Consider the following 24059-nt stretch of genomic DNA (forward strand, 5'->3'; position numbering starts at 1 on the left):
GGCGTCCAGGCAGGGCGTGAGGGCATGCGATGAATACACCCTCTCGCCCCAGACGCCGGATAAGTCCCCTACGTACTCAGCAGAACGGCCTGGTCGTCATCTACCGGCAAGACAATATCGGGCTCGCCGGGTGTCAGGATGACCTTGCGGCAATCTTCCTGTTTTTTGTCGAATAGCTTGTAGCCCTCGGCGGCCTGTTCCAGGGACAAGCGATGGCTGATGATGACTTCAGGGCTAAGGCGACCGGTCTCGATATGGCCAAGCAGCTCGGGAAGGTATCGCTGCACGTGGGTCTGGCCCATTTTGAAGGTCAGGCCTTTGTCGAATGCGTCGCCGAACAGGAAGCCGTGGATGAAACCGGCATACACGCCCGGTACGCTTACGACCCCACCGCGCCTGACCGCCGCAATGCATTGGCGTAACGCCTTGCCGCTGCTGCCTTCGAGTTTAAGCGTAGCCAGCACTGTTTCGGTGGTGCTGCCTTTGGCTTCAAAACCCACGGCATCCACCACACCGTCCACGCCCCGCATGCCCTTGGTCTGGCGAATGATCGTGTCCGCCGGGTCGTCGTCTTCATCAAAATTGATGGGAATAACGCCATAGGTTTTCTGTGCATAGGCCAGACGGTAGGGGTGATGATCGACCATGAAGATCTGGTCGGCGCCCAACATCCGCGCGCAGGCGGCGCTCAGTAAACCGACCGGCCCGGCGCCATAGATGGCAATACTCGAGCCGTTGCCGATCCCGGCGTTGGTCACCGCTTGAAAGGCGGTTGGCAAGATGTCCGAGAGGAACAGCACCTTCTCGTCCGAGAGGGTTCCCGGCACTTTGAAAGGCCCGGTGTTGGCCTTTGGTACCCTTACATACTCAGCTTGTCCGCCAGGGATACCGCCGTACAAATGACTGAAACCGAACAGAGCTGCCCCGGGCGGGATTGCCTTCTTGTTCAGAATCGCGCCACGACCCGTGTTGGTCGTTTCGCAAGCGGCGAACAAATCCATCTGACAGAAGAAACAGCTGCCGCAGGCGATAACGAAAGGCACAACCACTCGATCGCCGGGTTGAACGGCGGTCACCGCTGAACCGGCTTCTTCAACGATTCCCATGAACTCATGGCCGAAGATGTCGCCATGTTCGACAGCGGGAATTTTTCCGCGATAAAGGTGCAGATCGGAACCACAAATCGCCGTTGCCGTGACACGCAGAATGATGTCGTCACTGTCCTCCAGGACCGGGTCGGGGACCGTGTCGACTTTCACACTGTGTGCACCGTGGTAAGTGAGTGCTCTCATGACTTCCTGCCTCTGGGTCGCGTGGTGATATAGGGCAGAGGCGGGAGGCTGGATGGAAGTTCAGAGCATTAGCGCGGGCACGTGACTGGCGGTCATCATCTACTCATGCACCGTCACCCGATTGCGCCCGGTTTTTTTGGACGTATACAACGCCTGGTCGGCCCGGGCGATCAGTTCGGCGTGGCCGGTCGAGGGCTGGCTCAGGTCTGCCACTCCAAGGCTGATGGTGAAACGGATGCTCTGGTCGTTGTACAGCACCTGCAGTTCTTCGACGGCCTTGCGCAGGCGCTCGGCGAACATCCGGGCACCGGTCTGGTCGGTGTCCGACAGCACCACGCCAAACTCCTCGCCGCCATAACGCCCGGCCACGTCGGAGTCGCGTACGTGTTCGTGCAGAAGCCTGGCGACCTGCTCGATGACCTTGTCCCCGGCCTGGTGGCCATAGGTGTCGTTGACCCGTTTGAAGTGGTCGATATCGAGCATCACCAGGCTCAAGGCATTGCCATAGCGCTGATGCCGCGCATAGGCAGCTTTCAGGTTCGCCTCCCAATGACCGCGGTTGTACAGCCCGGTCAGTCGATCGGTACTGGAGAGCTGCTGCAATTGCGCATTGGCGGCCTGTAGTTGATGCCGGTTGGTGGCGACGTCGGTGACGTCATAGATCACCAGGCAGATGTGACTGATCGTGTTGTCGGGCGAGCGCAGCGGTAACAGCGTGGTGTTCTGGTACATGAACTCTTCCTGGCCGGTGATCGGCTGGTAGCTCTTGAACCGCACCAGATAGGGACGCTGCTCCCAGACAGTGAACGCTGGGGTGCCCAGGGCAGCGACGCTTTCTACCTTGCGGCTGAACCACTGGCGATCGATTTCCGGGAACAGGCTGAAAAAATGCTGGTCGTGGGCGTCCTTTGGCTGCACCCCGGAGCGGTTCTCCATGAACGTGTTCCAGACCTGCACGCGGTAGTCGCGGTCCAGCACCACCACACCGACATCGATGCTCTGAACAATGGCCAGCAACCAGTGAAACTCGTTCAGATCAATGGAATCAGGCATGGCTCAGGTCATCAGGTAGGTGAGTTTTTGGGTCAGCCGCTCGATCGAGTCTTCCGTGAACAGTAACAATAGATCGAAACGAATATCGTGCCCTTCCAGGCTGTAGCTGATTTCCACCGCCAGGGTCTTTTTCCAGTGCTTGCGGTTGACTTGAATCAGCTCCTCGATGGCCGCGTGCTGGCCGAGAATCTGCGGATGCCCCTGAGAAAACACCACGTCGATCTGTTCGGCAATGCTGCTCAGGCAAGCGCCGATCAGAACACTGGAGAGGTCCAGCAGCATTTCCAGGTCCGAATAGTCGCTGCTTTGGCGTTGCATCAGTTGCGCTATGTCAGCAATTTCCGACTCGTGAAATATCAGCAGGGCTTCGCCGGCAATACCGCTGCCAATAAAGCCCTGGCAGATGGCGGTGAGTTGTTCAGAGCTACCGGCATCGTTCAGCGCCATGTGCAGCTCACCCACCTCAAGGATGTTCACGTTCGGTACCGGTAACTGCACAAACACACCCAGCACCTTGGCGATCAGGGCGGCGGCCTGGCCGATGGCAACGTTGACCGTCTCGCGAAACGCATCGTGAAAACTGATGGCCGTGTTCGTTGCCGGACGATTTTGCGGCGGCGTCTGGCCGGGTTTCGTCAGAAGGCCCAACTGGCTGAGCGTCTGGCGCAGTTCGTTTTCGTCGAAAGGTTTTTTCAGGAATGCCAATGCGCCCAGCTCAAGCACGCGGCGTACCGCCTGTTCCTGTACGTCACCGGAGATCACGATGACTTGCGTCTTCAAGCCTTCGGTGCGCAAGGCGCTCAACACCTGGTAACCATCCATCTCCGGCATGGTCAGGTCCAGCAGCACCACCTGGCCCAGCCCCTGGCGTATGGCGTCCATGGCCTGGCGACCATTGCTGGCCTCGGTGACCGAGACCGGCCAGTCCGCCGGCAGCGCCCGTAGCACCTGCTTACGGGCCATGTTGGAGTCGTCACATACCACTAAGGGAATCACTGACACTGGGGCGCCCATTTGAATTGAACGGCAGCCGAGGCCTTCAGGCAGGCCACGCATTGCATTGAACTAAAAACTGGACCAATAAGTCAGGCTAGTCAAATGCACTTCATCCATTTCGGGAGTCTGTCCAATGCGCAACTACACGGTGAATTACCTGTTCAACGACGCGCCTCGCACTCACGCGTTCGAGCTCAAGCAGCTTCAACTGCCCGTCCATGAAGCCGCGATGCACCTGCTCCAGCTGCATTTTGGAGATGCAGAGAACGGCCTGATCATGCCCACCGCGGATGCGACGCCTGCGCAGATCCTGGAGCAGGCCGAGCGGGTAGGGCTGACGCAAATCAGGGTTGTCGATCAACACATAATTGATTAATCAAAATAATCAGTTCTTTTAGTTTTTTGCTCGTGATCTGTGTTGAACCGTCCATGAAAAACATCCGCGCCGGGGTTCCGCCTTTGGTGGTCCGAACCGGATATTATCGGTATTTCCGGCTGTTTATGGGCTCTTAGCCTCGCGTCGGGATGTTTGTAAATTAAGAAACCTAGTGGTTTCCTTTCTGTTGTTTTTTGGCATACTCACCCAGCGAGTCGACACCAGATGTCTGCTTGAAATGGTATTTAGTGCTGTCTAATAACAATATAACCAGCAGGAACCCACGCCATGCACAGTCCCGATCACCACGCTACGCCAGTCGGCGCCGAACAACTCACTGCCACCCTCGCACGGATGAAACAGGCCCACTTGGTTGACGGACCGGCCAGCCTGGAGCTGCGCCGCGACCGCCTCGATCGGGCCATTGCGCTACTGCTGGACAATCGTGACGCCATCGTCGCAGCGGTGTCGGCGGACTTCGGCAATCGTAGCCGCGAGCAGACGCTGCTTTCCGATATCGGCGGTTCGGTGGCAAGCCTCAAGCATTGCCGTGAGCATCTGGCCGAGTGGATGCAAGCGCAATCGCATCCGTCACCCTTCCCCGGCAGCGAGGCGCGGGTCGAGTACCAGCCGTTGGGCGTGGTGGGCGTGATCAGCCCCTGGAATTTTCCCATCGTACTGGCGTTCGGGCCTCTGGCGAGCATCTTCGCCGCCGGTAACCGGGCCATGCTCAAACCCTCGGAACTGACCCCACGCACCTCGGCATTGATGGGCGAATTGATCGCCCGATATTTTGACGAGAATGAACTCACCACGGTGCTGGGCGATGCCGAAGTCGGCGCGCTGTTCAGTGCCCAGCCGTTCGATCACCTGATCTTTACCGGTGGTACGGCGGTGGCTCGGCACATCATGCGTGCAGCCTCGGACAATCTGGTGCCGGTGACCCTGGAGCTGGGGGGCAAGTCGCCCGTGCTGGTGTCCCGTAGCGCCGATCTGGCGACGGTGGTGCAGCGGGTCATGACCGTGAAGACCTTCAACGCCGGGCAAATCTGCCTGGCCCCGGATTACGTGCTGCTGCCGAAAGAATGCCTGGAAGACTTCGTCGCCGAGGCGGTGCGCTTCGTCGGTGCCATGTATCCCTCCTTGCACAGCAACCCGGACTACACCTCCATCATCAACCCACGCAATTTCGACCGCCTGCAGGGTTATCTGGCCGATGCTCGCGCCAAAGGGGCGCGGCTGATCGAGATCAACCCGGCGCAGGAAGACCTGGGCGATCGCCAGACCCGCAAGATCGCTCCGACGCTAGTGCTGGATGCCACTGAACAGATGCAGGTGCTGCGCGAGGAAATCTTCGGCCCGCTGTTGCCGATCAAGACCTATCGCGATTTCGCCACGGCGATTGACTACGTCAACGGTCAACCTCGGCCCCTTGCCGCTTATTACTTCGGCGAGGACGCCGGTGAGCGCCAGCAGGTGCTGGAGCGCACGACTTCGGGCGGTGTAGTGATCAATGATGTCATGAGCCATGTGGTGTTCGAGGCGCTGCCGTTTGGCGGGGTCGGTCACTCGGGGATGGGGGCGTATCACGGTGTCTACGGTTTCCGTACGTTCAGCCATGCCAAGGCGGTGGTGGTGCAGAGCCCGCTCGGTGAGTCCAACCTGGCAATGCGCGCGCCTTACGGCGCAATGATCCACGGTCTGCTGGATCAATTGCTGACTGCCCACTGAGTCTTCAGGAGTTTGATCATGAACGTGTTGTCGACTCTCAAGGCCAAGCTGCTGCGTGCCTTTGCCAAGCGCATGAAAGCCAAGTTCACCTATGACGCGGCGCAGTATCCGTTGCGCCTGTTCGAGGAGAAGCTCATCCCCACGGCGTGGGGCCCGGCACGGGCCTTGTTCTATTGGCCCCAGGCGCCGTCCAGCGAACCTTTGCCCGTGTACCTGAACCTGCATGGCGGCGGTTTTGTGGCCGGGGTGCCGGAGCATGACGACAGCTATTGCCGGCGGTTGGCCCACAACCTGGGTTGCCTGGTGGTCAATCTGGATTATGTCCTGGCCCCCGAGTTTCCCTTTCCCGCCGGCTTGCGACAGAGCTTCGCGGTGCTTGAGTGGCTGGCCGAACAGGCCGCGGCCCTGGGTATCGACCCACAACGCATCGCAGTCGGTGGGCACAGCGCCGGCGGTAACCTGGCCACCGGCGTGGCCAATCTGGCGCGGGAGCACCAACGGCTGCGGGTGGTGCATCAGGTCATCGACTATGCGGCCGTGGACTTAGCCGCGGATCCGGAACTCAAGCGCTCGACCTCTGACAAACCCTTGCTCGGCCCGGGCCTGATGCGCTTCTTCAATCGCTGTTACCTGAGCGATCCGGCGCATGCCCGCGACCCTCTGGCATCGCCGTTACTGGCGACGGTCGAGCAATTGCAGGGCATGCCCCCCGCGACGGTGATCACTGCCGAGTACGATATCCTGCTCGCCGAGGGGCAGGCCTACGCGCAGAAACTGCGTCAGGCCGGTGTGGCGGTGACCGAGAGAATGTTCACCGGGTGCGATCATATGTTCACTCACCTGGGACCGGATGCTTCGGCACAGCAGGCGTGGCAGCTTATCGAAGACTCCCTGCGCAAGGCGTTTGCGAGCAGGCTGCGTTAAGCTGGGCACCTTTGTGAAACCACCATCAGGACATGCGCACCATGCCGTTCAACAGGACCCGTAATGCCTGAAACCGTAATGCCTGAAACCACCGGGCTGCCCACCCGGCGCGGTCGTCCGCCGGTGCGCAGCCGTCAGGAGCAGATGACCTCGCTGTTGGATGCGGCGGCGCAGGCGCTTGGCAGCGGCAATTTTGCCAACGTCACCATGGATGCTATCGCCCGCGCCGCCGGGATCTCCAAGAAGACCCTGTACCTGTTGGTGCCGAGCAAGGAAGCGTTGCTCTCGCAACTGGTGGCCAGGGACTTGTCCACCCTTGAACTGCTGTTGGAAAGCGGTATTGATTGCGCCGAGGACCTGCTCAGCGAGTTGCGCATGTACCTGACGTTATGGGCGCGCCTGACCCTGTCGCCGTTGGCGTTGGGGCTCTACCTGTTGGCTGCCCAGGGACGCGAAACGGCGCCGGGCCTTGCCAGGATCTGGTATCAGGAAGGTGCCGCGCGCTGCCTGAGCTTGTTGCGCGGCTGGCTGGGCAAGGCCGCCGGCAAGGGATTGTTGTCACACGAAGATGTCGAGTCAGCGGTGGAGCTGATCGACTCGCTGTTGATTTCCCAGCCGCTCAAGCTGTTCACCCTGGGGGTCCAACAGGCCTGGTCCGACGAGCAGATCGAGCAGCGGGTCGAGGTGACCTTGGGCCTGTTCGGCCGCTGCTTTATCCATCGATCATCTACGCCATGAGATGCGCCTATTCGCTGGTCGAGCGACGCGACAGGCGATAGGACAACTGAGCACGGGTCAGACCCAGACGGCGGGCCGCTTCAGAGACGTTGCCTTTCACTTCGCCCAGGCAGTGGTCAATGATGGTGTCCTCGATCTCTTGCAACGACAGCCGGCTCGGATCCTTGCCGCCGAACAGTTCCAGACTCGCACCACTGCCGGTACTGGCTGCGGCGCTCGTTGCATGGCGGGCCGGCGGCGGGTCGTTGGGGCTCGCAGCCAGTTGGCCACGGGTGCCGATGGAGAACATGGGCTGGGCCAGGCGTTCACCGCTGGTAAACAAGTGCGCCAGGTCGATTGCGCCGCCGTCCGGGGCGCTGATCACGCCGCGCTCCACCAGGTTCTGTAGCTCGCGGATATTGCCCGGGAAGTCATAGGCCAGCAGCGTATCGGCCGTGCGCGGCGTGAAGCCGCTGATCTGCCGACCATGGCGCTGGGTGAAGCGATGCAGGAAGTGGGTCATCAGCAGCGGGATGTCTTCCTTGCGTTCGCGCAGCGGCGGCAGATGGATCGGAAATACATTCAAGCGAAAGAACAGATCTTCACGAAACTCGCCACGTTGCGCGGCGGCGCGGAGGTCGACGTTGGTCGCGGCGACCACCCGTACATCGACTTTCAACGTGCGGCTGCCACCGACTCGCTCGACTTCGCCCTCCTGCAAAGCGCGCAACAGCTTGCCCTGGGCCACCAGGCTGAGGGTGGCGATCTCGTCAAGGAACAGGGTGCCGCCATCGGCGCGCTCGAAGCGCCCGGCGCGCGATTGAGTGGCACCGGTGTAGGCACCGCGCTCGACGCCGAACAGCTCCGACTCCATCAGGTTTTCCGGTATGGCAGCGCAGTTGATGGCGACGAAGGGTTCATCGTGGCGCGGGCTGATGCGGTGCAGCATCCGCGCAAACATTTCCTTGCCAACGCCGGACTCGCCAGTGAACAGCACCGTTGCCTGGGTCGGCGCGACCCGTCGCAACATGTGGCAGGCGGCGTTGAAGGCCGAGGAAATCCCCACCATGTCGCTGTCTTGTGCGGGAGTCGGATCAACCAGCAAACTGGTCGGCAGGGCGCCTTTATCGCTGCGGCTATGGGCTGTCACGCTGCGTCCGCCGGTGCTGACGAAAGGTTCGGCGTTCAGGTCGGCCAGGTCCGCTTCGGCGTCGTCCCATTCCTCCGCGGGTTTTCCAATCAGCCGGCAAATGCTGGAACCGGTGGAACGGCATTCGACCTCGCGGTAGAGAATCAGCCGGCCGACCATCGCCGAGGTGTACCCGGTGGCATAGCCGGTCTGCATCCAGCAGGCCGGTTCGGTGCCGATGCCGTATTGGGCGATGTGCTCGTCGTCCTCGCTGGAGTGATGCCAGAGGAATTCGCCGTAATAGGTGCCCAGGTTCATGTCGAATTCGAAATGCACCGGCTCGACCTTCACCGCGCCTTCGATCGCATGAATGATCGGACCGGCGGCGAACAGCGCCAGGATGTCGGCCTCGGGGAAGCGCTCCTTGATCAGGGCGGCGTCCCGGGCGCCGCAATGGTAGCCGGTGCGCAACATGATGCCTCGGGCGCGGGCCAGGCCCATGCTTTCAATCAGTTCTCGGCGTAGCGCGCCGATGCCGCTGTTGTGGATCAGCAGCATGCGCGCGCCGTTCAACCAGATGCGGCCGTCGCCCGGACTGAACATCAGGCATTCAGTCAGGTCCTGCAGGGTAGGCGGCGCCCCTGGTGGCAACTGCTCGCTGGCACCCCGCACGGGTTTGTTTGGCGTTGCGCGAGAGAGTTCGGCCAGGGAAATCAGCTTGTTCGCCATCACAAATCCTTAAACGGGATAATCATAATCCGCATAGTGCAGCATGAAATTGCTGAAATCATCACTTTTTTCACACGCCTGAATCCCCCCTCCAGATACCCACATGCCTCTGTTTGCGCTGGATGCCGCGTGCTTGAGCGGTTGCCTTGCGATTACTCAGAGATGGCATATCGCTTGCTACAACTAGTTACCGAGATTAACTAATTCGGCAATAACAATATGGCTTGGCTGTCGCCGCCTTCGAGCAGGCAGTACAAGCAAGAATCGGGAAGCCCGTATGAAGTTGACCAACAAGAGGATAGTCGTGACCGGGGTTTCCTCGGGCATCGGCGCCGAAACCGCGAGGATCCTGCGTGCCCACGGGGCCATCGTCATCGGCATGGATCGCAATGAGCCCAACCTGAGCCTGGACGATTTCATCCAGGCTGATCTCAGCCACCCGGATGTCATCGATGCGGCCGTGCAGCAGTTGCCGCAGGCGCTCGACGGCCTGTGCAACATTGCAGGAGTCCCCGGTACCGCCGATCCGCAAGCGGTTGCCCAGGTCAATTACCTGGGGGTGCGCCATCTCTGTGGGGCAGTGCTACCGCGCATTGTTGCCGGAGGCAGCATCGTCAACGTCGCCTCGATTCTGGGTGCGCAATGGCCGCAGCGCCTGGACCTGCACAAGGCCCTGGCCGATACCCAAAGCTTTGCCCATGGCCAGGCCTGGCTGGCCGAGCATCCGGTGCCTCGGCAGAGCTGCTACCAGTATTTCAAAGAGGCCTTGATCGTCTGGAATTACCAGCAGTCCCAACCCTGGTTCCTGCAGACCTCTGTGCGCATGAACTGCGTGGCGCCGGGCCCGGTGTTCACGCCCATCCTGGGTGATTTCGTCAGCATGCTCGGTCAAGAGCGCGTCGAGGCTGACGCTCATCGTATGAAGCGCCCGGCCTACGCCGATGAAGTGGCGGCTGCCATCGCCTTTCTGTGTGCCGACGAATCGCGCTGGATCAATGGCGTCAATCTGCCGGTCGATGGTGGCCTGGCGTCCACCTACATCTGAACGAGGAGCCCTGGGCGAGTGACCACCGGCCGACTACGAGCGAACGGCCAGTTCAAAAAACATGCTTCCAACAACAAGAACAATGAGGAACACCATGCACAACTCTCGATGCTATCCAGGCTTCAAGCGTTCAGCCCTGGCACTCTCGGTCTGCCTGGCCGGCTGGGCCTCCCAGCCCCAGGCTGCGCAAATAGACGTGGGCGACAGTCAATGGCGCCTGCGCTGGGATAACACCCTCAAATACAGCCAGGCGTGGCGTCTGCAAGGGGCCGACGACAATCTGGTCAACGCGCCGACGGCGGGGGGCCTGTACCCCTCGATCCAGAGTCAGGGCGACAAGAATTTCAGCAGCGGCCTGGTCTCCAACCGCCTGGACCTGTTCAGTGAGATGGACCTGAGCCGGGAAAACTATGGCCTGCGCCTCAGCGGCGCAGCCTGGTACGACGATATCTACAACAAGAACACCGACAGCAGCGAGCAACGGCACTTTCTCGACGATACCCGCGAACTGCACGGGCGCGACGCCGAATTGCTCGATGCCTTCGTGTTTGTGCGGGGTGATGTCGGCGAGTCGAGCCAGGGCACCGTGCGGCTGGGCCGGCATAGCCTGATTTATGGCGAAAGCCTGTTCTACGGGGGCAACGGCATTGCCAATGCCCAGGGGCCGAGCGATATCGTCAAGCTGCTCAGCGTACCCGGCACCCAGTTCAAGGAAATCCTGCGTCCGGTCAATCAGGTGTCCGGGCAGTTGCAGATCAACCCGCAGTTGTCTGTGGGTGCCTACTATCAGTTCGAATGGGAGCGTTCCAACTTGCCGGGGGCGGGCAGCTACCTGAGTGACAACGATGGTATCGGCGAAGGTTCCGGCGACTGGACCCAGGTGTTTGGCAACACCACCGTGCATGCCTCCGATATCGAGGCCAGGAACTCCGGCCAAGGCGGCATGCAACTGCGCTACAAGCCCGAAGGCACCGAACTGGAACTGGGCTTCTACGCTGCCAAGTATCACGACAAGGCGCCGAGCGCGCTCTATGCCTATCTGGACGGTGCAGCGGCCGCGGCCACCGGGCTGCCGATCCTGGGGTCCTATCGCCAGGTTTACGCCGAAGACATCAAAACCCTCGGCGCCAGCTTCTCCACGGCTTATGGCCCGTTCAATTTCGCCGGCGAAACCTCGGTGCGCTGGGACGCACCGCTGGTGAGCAACCTGCAGGTGGTGACACCTGCCATGGCGGCGGACAACAACGGCGATGCGCTCTACGCCAAGGGCAAGACCGCCCACGTCAACCTCTCGACCATCTATCTGCTGTCGCCCGGCCCGCTGTGGGATGGTGGTTCGGTGCTCGCCGAACTGGCCTGGAACCGCACCCTCAGCGTCACCGACAACCGCGCGGCATTGGACGCCAACACCACCCGGGACGCCACGGCGCTGCGCGTGCTGGCCGAACCGGCTTATTTCCAGGTGGCCGACGGTCTCGACCTGAGCGTACCGATGGGTTTTGGCGTGATCCTCGATGGGCGCTCCTCAGCGGTCAGCAAGGCCGGGTTCGGCAATACCCACGCCGGCGACTGGAGTGTCGGCGTCAAAGCCACTTACCTGCAACGCTGGGACTTCGGCATCAACTACGTGAACTTCTTCGGCAAGAAGGAGGCAGGGCTGCGCGAGGACGGCAACTTCAGCTACGGGCAATCGCTGGCCGACCGTGACTTTGTCTCCATGTACGTGAAAACCACATTCTAATAAGAGGTTTCATTCGTTATGCACAGTAACCTTTCCTTGCGTATTTCGGCCTTGGCCATTGCCTTGCTCAGTGCCGGCCTGGTGCACGCGGCCGTTTCCCCGGAGCAGGCCGCACGCCTGAACTCGGACCTCACCCCCCTTGGCGCCGAGCGCGCCGGCAACAAAGACGGCAGCATTCCGGAATGGACAGGTGGCTACACCACAGCACCGGCCGGCTACAAGAATGGCGATAAACGCGCTGATCCGTTCGCCGCCGACAAGCCGCTGTACTCGGTCAGCGCGTCCAACATGGCGCAGTACGCCGACCAATTGGCCGAAGGCACCAAAGCCCTGTTGCAGAAGTATCCCGCTTACCGTCTGGACGTCTATCCCACCCGGCGCAGTGCCGCAGCGCCTCAGTGGGTGTATGACAACACCCTGAAAAACGCTACCCGCGCGAACCTTGAGGTGGCCACCGAAAAGGTCAGCGGCGCCTATGGCGGGATCCCATTTCCATTGCCGCAAAACGGCGCCGAGGTGCTGTGGAACTACCGCCTGTCCTGGCAAGGCGGAGACACCTTCTATTCGCCTTTTGATACCTGGCTGATGACCGCAGGCGGCAAGAAAATCCAGGCCACCCGCGCGCGCTTCTGGTACCAGCAACCCTACTACTTCAAAGACGGCAGCCTGGAAACCTTCGCAGGCAAGTTTCTGATTGGCAAACTGGCCACGGAGCAACCGTCCTCCAAGGCCGGCGAGGGTCTGATGACCCACTGGGACATGGACCCCGGCAAACGTGCCGCCTGGCAGTACCTGGTCGGCCAGCGCCGGGTGCGTCGTGCGCCGAACGTTGCCTACGATACGCCGGACTTCGTCACCTCGGGCGTCGGTTTCTTCGACGAGGCCTTCATGATCTTCGGTCCGACCGACCGCCACGACCTCAAGCTGGTTGGCAAGAAAGAGTTGCTGGTGCCCTACAACAACAACCGCGCGGCAGCAGCGAGCAGCGACGAGTTGCTCAAGCCAGGCTTCCTCAACCCGGATCTGGTGCGGTGGGAGAAGCATCGGGTGTGGGTCGTGAGCGCGACACTCAAGGATGGCAAACGTCATGTGGTGCCCAAGCGCACCTATTACGTGGACGAGGACTCGTGGCAAGTACTGCTGCTCGACGGCTATGACGCCCAAGGCAAGTTGGGGCGGCATAACTATTCGCTGACGTTGCTGGCGCCTGAAATGCCCGCGCTGACCGCTCAGATGATGTGGGGCAGCTACAACCTGGAGACCGGCGCCTACTTCCTGAACTCCTCGGCCAACGACCTGGATGTGCAGTACCAGAGCTATCCGCGTCCGCCGTCCGCGTTCTTCACCCCTGACGCCATGGCCAGCGACAGTATGCGCTAAGCAATTGTGCAAGGCGCCGGAGCCCAGGCATCGGCGCCTTGTGCGATCAGCGGTTGGATAATTCTTATGCGGCGGTTGGAGCGGACATGATCGGTAATTTTTCACTCATGCGGGCGCTACCGGTGGCCTTGCTGCTGGCTGCGTTATCAGTGTCAGGCTGGGCGACGGCCAGCCCGGGCATAGCACTACTCAACCAGCCGGCCTTGCAAAGTGCCAAGGCACCCCGTGCGGTGCTGCTGGCGGTAACCCGGGCGGGCGATCGGCTGGTGGCGGTCGGCGAACGCGGCATCGTGCTGCTCTCTGATGACTCGGGCCAGAGTTGGCGCCAGGCCCGCGTGCCGGTCAGCGTCAGCCTGACGGCGGTGCAGTTCGTGGATGCCGAACGGGGCTGGGCTGTCGGTCATCTGGGCGTGATTCTTCACAGCACCGACGGTGGCGAAACCTGGGTCAAGCAACTCGATGGTGTCGCAGCGGCGCACCTGGCGCTGGTTTCGGCTCAACAAGGCAACGACGCCAAGCGGCTCAAGGATGCCGAGTGGCTGGTCGCCGATGGCCCGGACAAGCCGTTTCTCGACCTGTATTTCAGCGACCGTCGCAACGGCTATGTGGTCGGCGCCTATGGCCTGATTCTGCGTACCGCTGACGGTGGCGACAGTTGGCAGCCGTGGATGCAGCAGGTGGATAACCCCGAGGGCCTCAACCTGTACGGCATTCGCCCGGCGGGCAGTGCGCTGTTCATCGTCGGCGAACGCGGTCTGCTGCTGCGTTCAACTGACAACGGGAGCCGCTTCGAGGCCCTCGATTCACCCTATGACGGCAGTTTTTTCGGTGTGCAGGGCAGTTCGGCCGGGGAGTTGCTGGCCTTCGGTCTGCGCGGCAATGCTTATTGGTCGGGCGACCAGGGTGTCAGTTGGCGGCGGATCGAGACGGGGCTGGAAGTGGCCTTGTCGGCCGGCACTCGCTCGCCTGATGGCGCGTTGATCCTGGCCAGCCAGGCCGGCGATCTGCTGCTCAGCCTCGATCGAGGCCGCAGCTTGCGGCACTTGAAAGGACCGACCGGCACCTCGCTCGCCGGGCTGGTGGCCGCCCCGGACGGCAGCTTGATTGGTGTCGGCCTCAGTGGCGTGACCCGCCTCAAGCATGACCTTTACTCGGCGCAACGTTGAAACACTTGCCAGAGCCCTATGCGGCCGTATTCGGAGTCCGATGTGAACGACCATAATCCCGCCCTCGAACAGCAAGTGGTAATCGCCCGTCTGGAGGATTTCGATCCGCGTTCCGGAAACATGGGCGAGCGGGCGATTTTCAATCATCGCCCCTGGGTGATTCTGCTCTGCCTGCTGACCACCCTGGTGCTGGGTTACCAGGCCAGCAAGATCGGTCTCAATGCCAGTTTCGAAAAAACCATTCCGACGTCGCACCCTTACGTCGCCAATTTCCTTGAGCGACGCAGCGAATTGAGCGGCCTGGGTAACTCAGTGCGCATTGCCGTGGCGGTCAAGGACGGCAACATCTTCGACAAGGATTACCTCGACGTTCTCGCCAGGCTCAACGACGAGATCTATTTGCTGCCGGGTGTCGACAAGCCTTATATGAAGTCGCTCTGGACGCCGACCACGCGCTGGACGGCCGTGACAGAGGAGGGCCTTGATGGCGGCACGGTGATCCCGGACACCTATGACGGTTCTGCGGCCAGTTTGGAGCAGGTGCGCACCAACGTTGCCCGCTCCGGCGAGATCGGCCAACTGGTGGCGGGCAACTTCCAGTCCAGCGTGATATTCGTGCCGCTGCTGGAAATCAATCCTGTGACCGGCAAGGCGCTGGATGCCGGCGAATTTTCCCGGCAGCTGGAAGCTTTGCGCGACAAATACCAGAGCGATCGAATCCAGATCCACATCACTGGGTTCACCAAGATCATCGGCGACCTGATTGCCGGACTGGTCCAGGTCATGCTGTTTTTCGTGGTTGCCGTGCTCGTGACGGTCGTGGTGCTCTACTGGTACACCCGTTGTGCCCGCAGCACCGCGCTGGTGGTGCTCTGCTCCCTGGTGGCGGTGCTCTGGCAGGTCGGGCTGCTCGCCAGCCTTGGTTACGACCTGGATCCCTATTCGGCGTTGGTGCCTTTTCTGGTGTTCGCCATCGGCATGAGCCACGGCGCGCAGAAGATGAACGGCATCATGCAGGACATCGGTCGTGGCACGCACCGGGTGGTCGCCGCGCGTTATACCTTCCGCCGCTTGTTTGCCGCCGGCATGACCGCGTTGCTTTGTGATGCGGTGGGGTTCGCGGTGCTGATGGTGATCAAGATCCGCGTGATCCAGGACCTGGCGATTACCGCCAGCATCGGAGTGGCGGTGCTGATCTTCACCAACCTGATCCTGCTGCCGATTCTGCTCAGCTATATCGGTGTCGGCGCCAAGGCGGCCGAGCGCAGCTTGCGGGCCGAAACCGCTGAGTTGAAAGCAAACGTCAAGCATCCGCTCTGGAGTTTCCTCGACCTGTTCACCCGGCGCTCCTGGGCTTACGGCGCTTGCCTGGTGGGCCTGGCGCTGGCGGTCGGCGGTTTCGCCGTCAGCCTGCACCTGAAAATCGGCGATCTGGACCCAGGCGCTCCGGAGCTGCGTCCAGACTCGCGCTACAACCGCGATGCGGCTTTCATGACGCAGAACTACGCGGCCAGTTCGGACATTTTCGTGGTCATGGTCAAAACCCCGGAAGACCAGTGCACCCGCTATCCGACCCTGGCGGCGGTGGATGCTTTGGCCTGGCAACTGGAGCAATTGCCGGGCGTCGAGTCGACCAACTCCATGGCGGCCCTGAGCAAGATCGCCGCCGCCGGGTATAACGAGGGCAACTTCAAATGGTACGAGTTGATTCCCAATGACGGGGCCCTCGGCGCGGTACAGACCCGTGCGCCGCGTGAGCTGTTCAACCAGGGCTGTTCGCTGCTCTCGCTTTACGTCTACCTGGCCGACCACAAGGCTGACACTCTGGAGCGGGTGGTGCAGACCAGCGAAGCCTTTATCGCCCAGCAGCAACTGCCGGACGTGAAGTTCATGCTCGCTGCGGGGAGTGCCGGCATCGAGGCAGCCACCAACATTGTGGTGAAGAAGGCCATGCGCGAGATGCTGTTCTGGGTCTACGGTGCCGTGATCCTGCTTTGCTGGGTGACCTTCCGTTCCTGGCGCGCGGTACTCGCCGCGGTGCTGCCGCTGATGCTCACCTCGATCCTCTGCGAGGCGCTGATGGTGGGTCTGGGCATGGGCGTGAAGGTGGCCACCTTGCCGGTGATCGCCCTCGGGGTGGGCATCGGCGTCGATTACGCGCTTTACGTGCTGAGCGTGATCCTGACCCACATGCGCGCCGGCGCCTCGCTGTCCGAGGCCTACTACCGCGCGCTGCTGTTCACCGGCAAGGTGGTTCTGCTGACCGGCATCACCCTGGCTATCGCCGTGGCGACCTGGGCTTTCTCGCCGATCAAGTTCCAGGCCGACATGGGCATCCTGTTGGCCTTCATGTTCCTGGTGAACATGCTCGGTGCGCTGATCCTGTTGCCTGCACTGGCGTACTTCCTGTTGCCACAAAGGCTGTTCGCAAAAAAGCCTGAGGCCGCCGGCGTGTTGCAGCCGGTCGGGGAGGGCTGACTGACGGTCCGCTGGCAACCGAAGGGCCAGACCAGGCAAGCCAATGCGGCTTGCCTGGTCTGGCCATTTCCACGATCCGATGGAGACAAGTCAAAACGGTTTTTCTGCCGTTTATCTGGCGTCAAAACATAATCTTTCACGCCGTATTTAGCCTTCAGCCAACTCGCCGATACCCTCAATAAGGTCCGATCGATTTGTGGGTTCGCCGAGGGTACGTCATGTTTAATTCAACGCTGAAAAGTGAATTGATGGCTAGGACAGCCGAATTGGCAACGTACAAAGGATTGGTGGGTGCTCTGGAGCGGTCGATGGCCGTTGTGGAGTTCAGCCCAGATGGCAAGGTACTGCGCGCCAATGAGAATTTCTTGCATACGATGGGGCATCGGGCAGATCAACTGGCCGGTATGTCTCATCGGGATTTCTGCACGCCCGCGCTGGTCAGCAGCCCCGAGTATCGTCAGTTCTGGGACCGCCTGCGGTCCGGTCAATTCGTGTCGGGCACTTTTCAGCGAGTCAATGGCAAGGGCGGGAATGTCTGGCTGGAGGCCAGCTATAACCCGGTAGTGGACGAACAAGGCCGCGTTGTAAAAGTGGTCAAATATGCACTCGACGTCACCGTGCGGGTAGCAAACGAGGCGCAAACCCAAGGCAAGCTGGCAGCACTCGATCGCGCTATGGCGGTGATCGAATTCGATCTGAACGGCAACATCCTGACCGCTAACGACAACTTCCTCAGTGTCATGAATTACTCGCTGGCGGAACTCAAAGGCAAGCACCACCGGCTGTTCTGCGAGCAGGAGCTGGTGAGCAGCTCCGAATACAGCGATTTCTGGCGTCGCCTCAATAGCGGTGAATTTTTCAGTGGTCAATTCAAACGTCTGGGCAAGCACGGCAAGGTTGTCTGGTTGGAGGCCAGTTACAACCCGGTCTACGATGCCGAAGGCAAGCTGAGCAAAATCATCAAGTTCGCCAGTGACATCAGCGAACGAGTCGAGAAATTCGAAGAGGATTCGCGCGGCGCTTCCCGTGCCTACCACATCTCTGCCGAGACCGAGAAAGTCGCTGAACAGGGCTCGCAAGTGATTCAGCAGACGGCCAAGGAAATGCGCCAGATCGCTGACAATATCGGAGCCTCTGCACGATTGGTCGGCCAGTTGGGCGCGCGTTCTGAAGAGATCACGGCCATCGTCAATACCATTCGCGGCATCGCCGACCAGACCAACCTGCTTGCCCTTAACGCGGCCATCGAAGCGGCGCGGGCCGGCGATCAAGGGAGAGGGTTTGCGGTGGTCGCCGATGAAGTCCGGCAACTGGCCGGGCGCACCAGCCGTTCGACGGCCGAGATTGCCGAGATGATCGGCCTGATTCTGTCTGAAACCCGTGACGCCGTCGCCAGCATGACGGTGACCCAGGAGGGCGCCCTGCGTGGCGTAACCCTGGCCGATCAGGCCGGATCGGTTATTCTGCAGATCAGAACCGGTACCAGTGACGCACTCGAAGCGGTGAGCATGTTTGCCTCCAAACTCGATGAGTCCGAGGTCATCCCGAAAACGGCCATCGGCTGGGTAGGTTGATGCGTATGGGCGGCCCGAACCTCCTCACCAGCCTTTGACGCCGCTCATATCAGGCAACTTGTGAGCGATGCCCTTGTGGCAATCGATGCAGGTTGCCTCGCCATTGGCCAGTGAGGTCGAGTGCATGCTCGAGGCGCGCTTGCTTTGCCGGGTGAAGTCCATGAATTCGAAGTTGTGACAATTGCGGCATTCTCGCGAGTCGTTGGCCTTGAGTCGGGCCCATTCGTGCTCGGCCAGTTCACGTCGCAGGGCGAGGAATTTGTCGCGGGTGTCGATGGTACCGAAAATCTTGCCCCAGACCTCCTTGGAGGCCTGCATCTTGCGCGCGATCTTATGGGTCCACTCGTGTGGCACGTGACAGTCCGGACAACTGGCGCGTACGCCGGAGCGGTTGGTGTAGTGGATCGTGTCCTTGAGCTCGACAAACACGTTGTCACGCATTTCATGGCAGGACACGCAGAACGTCTCGGTATTGGTCGCCTCCAGTGCAGTGTTGAAGCCGCCCCAGAAAACGATACCGGCGATAAAGCCCCCAAGCGTCAGGAAACCCAGGCTGTAATACAGGCTCGGACGACGCAGGACGCCCCAGTAGTCCTTGAGCAAGGCGAACAGTGCTTTCATGTTGCCTCCTCAAGGTTTCTTCGTGGCGTTGGCGTTGTCTTGCAGCAGTTTGTCGATTGTCTCGAAATTGTTTCCCACCAAAGGCTTCACGTCCGCCTGCGGTACATGGCACTGGTTGCAGAAGTACCGACGTGGTGAGACGGCCGCCAGCGCTTGGCCATCGCGGTCCATGTAGTGGGTGATGCTGATCATCGTTGCCTGGGTCCGTGCGCTGTTGGCACGGCTGTGACAGGACAGGCACTTGTTGCCGTTCGCGTCGACCTGATAGCCACGGATGGTGTGGGGAATGGTCGGCGGCTGATCCGGGTAATTACGCTCGCGTTTGAGGTCTTTGTTTTCTTCATCGGTAATGGGCGGGGCGGGCATGTTCTGGGATAGAGTGCCGCCGGGGCGACGCCCATCCGGAGCTGGCGCGTCGAGCGGGTAGTTGATTTCAGCCGCGATCACCACGCCAATCGCGGCAAGCAGAAACAAGGGCAGCATTCGAAAAAGCATCAGGGTTCTCCTCAGGCCACGCTGACCAACTCGATGCGTATCGCGCACTTTTTGTAGTCGGTTTGCTTGGAGATCGGGTCGGTGGCATCGAGCGTGACCTTGTTGATCAGCTTGTTGGCGTCGAAAAACGGCACGAATACCAATCCTTGAGGCGGCTTGTTGCGCCCGCGGGTTTCGATGCGCGCACGGATCTCACCGCGTCGGCTGATCAGCTTCACTTCACTGCCGCGCCGTGCTTTCAAGGCCTTGGCATCCTCGGGATGCATGTACACCAGCGCATCCGGCACGGCTTTGTAGAGTTCTTCGACTCGCTGGGTCATGCTGCCCGTGTGCCAGTGTTCAAGAACGCGCCCGGTGCTCAGCCAGAACGGGTAGTCCGCATCCGGTGCCTCGGCCGGCGGTTCGTAGGGGAGGGCGAAAATGATCGCCTTCTTGTCCGGATAGCCATAGAACTGCACCTCGCTGCCTTTCTCCACATAGGGGTCCAGCCCCTCGCGATAACGCCAGCGGGTTTCCTTGCCATCCACCACCGGCCAGCGCAGGCCCCGTTCACTGTGGTAACGGTCAAATGCGGCAAGGTCATGTCCATGGCCGCGACCGAATTGGGCGTACTCCTCGAACAGCCCCTTCTGCGGGTAAAACCCAAAGGCCTTGGCTTCATCGTTTTTGTAGCCGGCTTCCAACTGCTCGACGGGGAACTGGTCCACCTGGCCATTTTTGAACAGCACCTCGAAGAGGGTCTTGCCCTTGAGCTCAGGTGCCTTGGCGAGCAATTCGGCGGGCCAGGTTTCATCGGTGGTGAAGCGCTTGGAAAATTCCATCAACTGCCACAGGTCCGACCGGGCGTCTCCCGGTGCCGTCACCAACTGATGCCAGAATTGCGTGCGTCGTTCAGCGTTACCGAAGGCGCCTTCCTTCTCCACCCACATGGCGCTGGGCAGAATCAGGTCGGCGGCCTGGGCGGAAACGGTGGGGTAGACGTCGGAGACAATCATGAAATTGTCCGGGTTGCGCCAACCCGGCAGGACTTCCTGCATGATGTTCGGTCCGGCCTGCATGTTGTTGCTGGCCTGGGTCCAGCACACGTTGAGCACACCGTCCTTGAGCATGCGGCTCTGTTCCACCGCGTGGAAGCCGGGCTTTTCCTGGATGGTGCCGGCGGGCAGCTTCCAGATTTTCTCGGCGGTGACGCGATGCTTGGGATTGGTGACCACCAGGTCGGCCGGTAGTCGGTGGGAAAAAGTCCCCACTTCACGTGCCGTGCCACAGGCCGACGGTTGACCGGTCAACGAGAACGGGCTATTGCCCGGCTCACTGATCTTGCCGGTAAGCAGGTGGATGTTGTAGATCAGGTTGTTGGCCCAGACGCCACGCGTGTGCTGGTTGAACCCCATGGTCCAGAACGACACGACCTTACGCTTGGGGTCGGCATACAACTGTGCCAGGCTTTTCAGTCGCTCAGGGGCAACCCCCGTCTCCCTGGCGGTTCGCTCCAGCGTGTAAGGCTTGACGAAGGCGGCGTACGCCTCGAAGTCAATATCCGTCCAGGTGTTGGCCTTGCCGGCATTCTTCGCGCTGGTTTCCCGTGGGTCGTCAGGACGCAGGCCGTAGCCGATGTCGTCGGCACCCCGGGCAAAGCGAGTGTGCTTGCTGATGAAATCCTGGTTCACCGCGCCGCTTTCAATGATGTGGTTGGCGATGTAGTTAAGAATCAGCAGGTCGGTTTGCGGCTTGAACACCATGGGGATGTCGGCCAACTCGAAACTGCGATGTTCGAAGGTGGACAGCACCGCCACTTTCACATGGGGCTGGCTCAGGCGGCGATCGGTGACCCGGCTCCAGAGCACCGGGTGCATCTCGGCCATGTTCGAGCCCCAGAGCACGAAGGCATCGGTGGCTTCGATGTCGTCATAACAACCCATGGGTTCATCGGCGCCAAAGGTGCGCATGAAACCCATCACCGCCGAGGCCATGCAATGGCGGGCGTTGGGGTCGATGTTGTTGGTGCGAAAGCCGGCCTTCATCAGTTTGTTGGCGGCGTAGCCTTCCCAGACCGTCCACTGTCCGGAGCCGAACATACCGACCGATTCCGGCCCCTTGCTTTTCAGGGCCTGCTTGAACTTCAGCTCCATGATGTCGAAGGCTTGCTCCCAACTGACCGGCTGGAATTCGCCCTGCTTGTCGTACTGACCGTTCTTCATGCGCAACAGCGGCTGGGTCAGGCGATCGACGCCATACATGATCTTTGAAAGAAAATAGCCTTTCACGCAGTTGAGCCCACGATTGACTTCGGCCTTCACGTCGCCATGGGTGGCGACCACCCGGTTATCCCGGGTCGCGACCATCACGCTGCACCCGGTGCCACAGAACCGGCAAGGCGCCTTGTTCCAGTCCAGGGTGACCATGTCCGCTTCGGTCACCAGGTTGCTGGCAGAGGTTACGATCGGCAGGCCCGCAGCGGCGGCTGCAATGGCGGCGGCCTGGGTCTTGACGAATGCACGGCGGGTCATGCTCATTCGATGTCTCCTTCGGGCTCGAGGAGTTCGTGATAGATCAACGCCGCGTTGAGTACGCCGGGCAGGTTGTTGATCTGGTCGATGCGTTGCAGGATCTGGTCTTCATGCACGGCTTCAAGCACTACCACCAGTTTTCCGGCGGCACTTTCCTGATGCAGCTCCAGGCCATCGAGCAGGCGCAGGTTGGCCTTGACCGTGTCGAACATCTCCGGTCGGGCAAGTACGACAAGACTGGCGATATGCAGGGTTTCGTCCATGAACGGGCTCCAATAGCCTCAAGAAAAAGCCACCGGTCAGTGGGGTGGGCCAGGAGGGCCATACAGCATCTGGAAAAACCAGACGAGGAAACCGTAGCCGCCGACGATGGCGACCGACAGCAGCGGAAAGAGGAACACGACAAGGAAGAGGAACAGCCGGGTTTCCTTGCGGCGTTCAGGTTTGCGTTCTTCAACCAACGACATTGGGGCTTCTCCAGCCGAACCTGCGTTGATACTAGATCACGATTGCTGGACTGGCCTGTGTGCCCGATTTGCTTTCGACCAACGGTCCCACCAAGGGCCAGTAAATGACTCTGACGATTGACCCGGACGGCGCGATGATGGGGAACATTTCTGAACTTTCACTGGGCAAATACTTCCACTACTCAGAGAGTCATACCACTGCCTGGCGCAACGCGAGGTACCCAACACGTGCATGTTTGAAGCAGAGCCAGAATATGAAAGTAACGCCCCCTAAATCCCGGACCTCCTTGCGCCGGGCGGTGACAGGACCGATGCTGTTTCTTTTCATTCTTGGCGATGTACTCGGCGCCGGTGTTTATGCGCTCGCCGGCACGATCGCGGGGGAGGTGGGCGGCGCGATCTGGATGCCGTTGCTGGTAGCATTATTCTTCGCAATGCTGACGGCCGGTTCGTATGCGGAGCTGGTCACCAAATACCCCCATGCGGGAGCGGCGTCGGTGTATGCCGAGAAGGCATTCAAGTCACCGCTTATTTCGTTTTTGGTCGGGTTCTGCATGCTGGCTGCGGCTGTCACAAGCGCTGCCGGTCTTTCGCTGGCTTTCGCGGGTGATTATCTGGGCGCATTTGTTCAGGTCTCACCGCACGTCGCGGCCCTGGTGTTTCTGGTGGTCATAGCGCTCTTGAATGCCAGGGGAATAAAAGAGTCTCTGGGGGCGAATCTGGTGATGACGCTCATAGAACTGTCAGGCCTGATTCTGGTCGTTGTGGCTGCCGCCTGGTTTTTCCGTTCCGGTGATGCTCACCTGGAAGCCGCGTTGCAATTCAAGCCGGGGGTCAGTCCGATGCTGGCGGTGTTGGGGGCGGCATTGCTGGCCTTCTATTCGTTTGTCGGCTTTGAAACATCCGCCAATCTGGCTGAGGAAATACGTGATGTTCGAAAGGTCTATCCGCGCGCCTTATTTGCGGCATTGTTGACCGCCGGGGTCGTCTACATGGCCGTTGGTGTCGCAGCCTCTTCAGTGCTGCCGATGGAGCAACTGGTCGCAACGTCGGCCCCGTTGCTGGAAGTCGTCCGGGCATCGGGATTGAACATTCCACCTCGCGTGTTTGCCTTTATCGCGCTCATCGCCGTGGCCAACGGAGCGTTGCTGACTCTGATCATGGCCAGTCGACTCGCCTATGGAATGGCGTGTCTGGGGCTGTTGCCGGAGGCCTTGGCGCAGGTACTGCCCAACAGACGTACGCCTTGGGTCGCTATCATCGCCACGACCCTTGTATCTATTGCGTTGACACTGACCGGCACCCTTGCTGCATTGGCCCAGACAGTTGTTCTGCTGTTGCTTTTCGTATTCCTCAGCACAAATCTGGCGGTATTGGTGTTAAGGCGTGACACGGTTGAGGAAGCGCATTTTCGGGTGCCAACCTGGGTGCCCGTTCTGGCTATCGTTTCGTGTTTGATATTGCTCAGTCAGCAAAGCCTGGAAACCTGGCTTCGCGGTGCAGCCTTGATGGTTGTCGGAATATTGCTTTACGCCTGCACGCGTATCGCGATGCCCGTGGCGATAAAGCCTGGCTAGCGGGCTGGAGGAGTCCCGTCGGTAATCATGGACTCAAACGTCCTCCAGAAAGCTCGGA

Annotated in this window: 19 protein-coding genes and 2 pseudogenes; 12 read left to right on the plus strand and 9 right to left on the minus strand. The window is 60.5% G+C overall.

The window, feature by feature from the left end:
• Nucleotides 1-68: 68 nt before the first annotated feature.
• From HQ912_RS12915 to HQ912_RS12925, 3 genes are all read right to left on the minus strand, one after another.
• Nucleotides 69-1292 carry a zinc-dependent alcohol dehydrogenase gene (locus HQ912_RS12915; RefSeq protein ID WP_173406875.1) on the minus strand — a complete coding sequence of 408 codons (1224 nt, stop codon included), beginning with the start codon at nt 1290-1292 and terminating at the stop codon, nt 69-71.
• Nucleotides 1293-1391: 99 nt separating this feature from the next.
• Nucleotides 1392-2345: a sensor domain-containing diguanylate cyclase gene (locus HQ912_RS12920; protein WP_107322807.1), complete on the minus strand. Its 954-nt coding sequence runs from the start codon at nt 2343-2345 to the stop codon at nt 1392-1394.
• A 3-nt stretch (nt 2346-2348) separates the two neighbouring features.
• Nucleotides 2349-3359 (minus strand): response regulator, encoded by a 1011-nt coding sequence (locus HQ912_RS12925; protein WP_107323296.1) that lies wholly within the window; start codon nt 3357-3359, stop codon nt 2349-2351.
• A gap of 115 nt (nt 3360-3474) precedes the next feature.
• On the opposite strand from HQ912_RS12925, the gene HQ912_RS12930 reads away from it, so the two are divergent.
• The 4 genes from HQ912_RS12930 to HQ912_RS12945 all read left to right on the plus strand — a co-directional run bounded on the left by HQ912_RS12930 (nt 3475) and on the right by HQ912_RS12945 (nt 7110).
• Complete coding sequence (locus tag HQ912_RS12930) at nt 3475-3717, plus strand: hypothetical protein (RefSeq protein ID WP_107322806.1); 243 nt, start codon at nt 3475-3477, stop codon at nt 3715-3717.
• 288 nt (nt 3718-4005) lie between these two features.
• Entirely contained in the window at nt 4006-5448 is a 1443-nt protein-coding gene (locus tag HQ912_RS12935) for a coniferyl aldehyde dehydrogenase (protein ID WP_173406876.1), read from the plus strand.
• Nucleotides 5449-5466: 18 nt separating this feature from the next.
• Nucleotides 5467-6372, plus strand: coding sequence for an alpha/beta hydrolase (locus HQ912_RS12940; RefSeq protein ID WP_173406877.1), 906 nt, complete (start codon nt 5467-5469; stop codon nt 6370-6372).
• Between the two features lie 63 nt (nt 6373-6435).
• Entirely contained in the window at nt 6436-7110 is a 675-nt protein-coding gene (locus HQ912_RS12945) for a TetR/AcrR family transcriptional regulator (protein WP_173406878.1), read from the plus strand.
• 7 nt (nt 7111-7117) lie between these two features.
• Here HQ912_RS12945 and HQ912_RS12950 read toward each other — a convergent pair whose 3' ends face one another.
• Complete coding sequence (locus HQ912_RS12950; protein ID WP_139049860.1) at nt 7118-8947, minus strand: sigma-54-dependent Fis family transcriptional regulator; 1830 nt, start codon at nt 8945-8947, stop codon at nt 7118-7120.
• A gap of 277 nt (nt 8948-9224) precedes the next feature.
• On the opposite strand from HQ912_RS12950, the gene HQ912_RS12955 reads away from it, so the two are divergent.
• The 7 genes and pseudogenes from HQ912_RS12955 to HQ912_RS28120 all read left to right on the plus strand — a co-directional run.
• Nucleotides 9225-9992: a coniferyl-alcohol dehydrogenase gene (locus HQ912_RS12955; protein WP_107322803.1), complete on the plus strand. Its 768-nt coding sequence runs from the start codon at nt 9225-9227 to the stop codon at nt 9990-9992.
• 94 nt (nt 9993-10086) lie between these two features.
• Complete coding sequence (locus HQ912_RS12960) at nt 10087-11733, plus strand: DUF1302 domain-containing protein (RefSeq protein WP_173406879.1); 1647 nt, start codon at nt 10087-10089, stop codon at nt 11731-11733.
• A gap of 18 nt (nt 11734-11751) precedes the next feature.
• On the plus strand, nt 11752-13113 hold the full coding sequence (locus HQ912_RS12965) for a DUF1329 domain-containing protein (RefSeq protein WP_107322802.1): 1362 nt from the start codon (nt 11752-11754) through the stop codon (nt 13111-13113).
• 86 nt (nt 13114-13199) lie between these two features.
• Nucleotides 13200-14279: a WD40/YVTN/BNR-like repeat-containing protein gene (locus HQ912_RS12970; RefSeq protein WP_076384274.1), complete on the plus strand. Its 1080-nt coding sequence runs from the start codon at nt 13200-13202 to the stop codon at nt 14277-14279.
• A gap of 120 nt (nt 14280-14399) precedes the next feature.
• A complete protein-coding gene (locus tag HQ912_RS12975; protein ID WP_240539610.1) occupies nt 14400-16757 on the plus strand; it encodes an efflux RND transporter permease subunit in 2358 nt (785 codons plus the stop codon).
• 308 nt (nt 16758-17065) lie between these two features.
• Nucleotides 17066-17743, plus strand: a pseudogene (locus HQ912_RS28115) (PAS domain-containing protein); the annotation flags it as partial.
• Between the two features lie 111 nt (nt 17744-17854).
• Nucleotides 17855-18331 (plus strand): annotated as a pseudogene (locus HQ912_RS28120) (methyl-accepting chemotaxis protein); the annotation flags it as partial.
• Between the two features lie 24 nt (nt 18332-18355).
• On the opposite strand, the gene HQ912_RS12985 reads toward HQ912_RS28120, so the two are convergent.
• From HQ912_RS12985 to napE, 5 genes are read right to left on the minus strand one after another with little or no spacing between them, the layout of a single operon-like run.
• Nucleotides 18356-18952, minus strand: a complete 597-nt coding sequence (locus HQ912_RS12985) for a cytochrome c3 family protein (RefSeq protein WP_013692861.1) — start codon at nt 18950-18952, stop codon at nt 18356-18358.
• A 9-nt stretch (nt 18953-18961) separates the two neighbouring features.
• On the minus strand, nt 18962-19447 hold the full coding sequence (locus HQ912_RS12990; protein ID WP_047225631.1) for a nitrate reductase cytochrome c-type subunit: 486 nt from the start codon (nt 19445-19447) through the stop codon (nt 18962-18964).
• Between the two features lie 11 nt (nt 19448-19458).
• Nucleotides 19459-21963: a nitrate reductase catalytic subunit NapA gene (gene napA, locus HQ912_RS12995; protein WP_076384280.1), complete on the minus strand. Its 2505-nt coding sequence runs from the start codon at nt 21961-21963 to the stop codon at nt 19459-19461.
• Nucleotides 21960-22220 carry a chaperone NapD gene (locus tag HQ912_RS13000; RefSeq protein WP_076384282.1) on the minus strand — a complete coding sequence of 87 codons (261 nt, stop codon included), beginning with the start codon at nt 22218-22220 and terminating at the stop codon, nt 21960-21962. Before HQ912_RS13000 ends, napA begins: the two co-directional genes overlap by 4 nt.
• Before the next feature lie 36 nt (nt 22221-22256).
• The gene (gene napE / locus HQ912_RS13005; protein ID WP_076384284.1) at nt 22257-22424 is read right to left on the minus strand and encodes a periplasmic nitrate reductase, NapE protein; all 168 of its coding nucleotides are present in this window, start codon (nt 22422-22424) and stop codon (nt 22257-22259) included.
• A 254-nt stretch (nt 22425-22678) separates the two neighbouring features.
• Here napE and HQ912_RS13010 point away from each other — a divergent pair, with 254 nt between their 5' ends.
• The gene (locus HQ912_RS13010; RefSeq protein WP_047225867.1) at nt 22679-24001 is read left to right on the plus strand and encodes an APC family permease; all 1323 of its coding nucleotides are present in this window, start codon (nt 22679-22681) and stop codon (nt 23999-24001) included.
• The last annotated feature ends 58 nt before the right edge of the window (nt 24002-24059 follow it).

Origin of the sequence: Pseudomonas sp. MPDS, from assembly GCF_013283895.1 — a bacterium.
GTDB classification, from domain to species: Bacteria; Pseudomonadota; Gammaproteobacteria; order Pseudomonadales; family Pseudomonadaceae; genus Aquipseudomonas; species Aquipseudomonas rhizophila.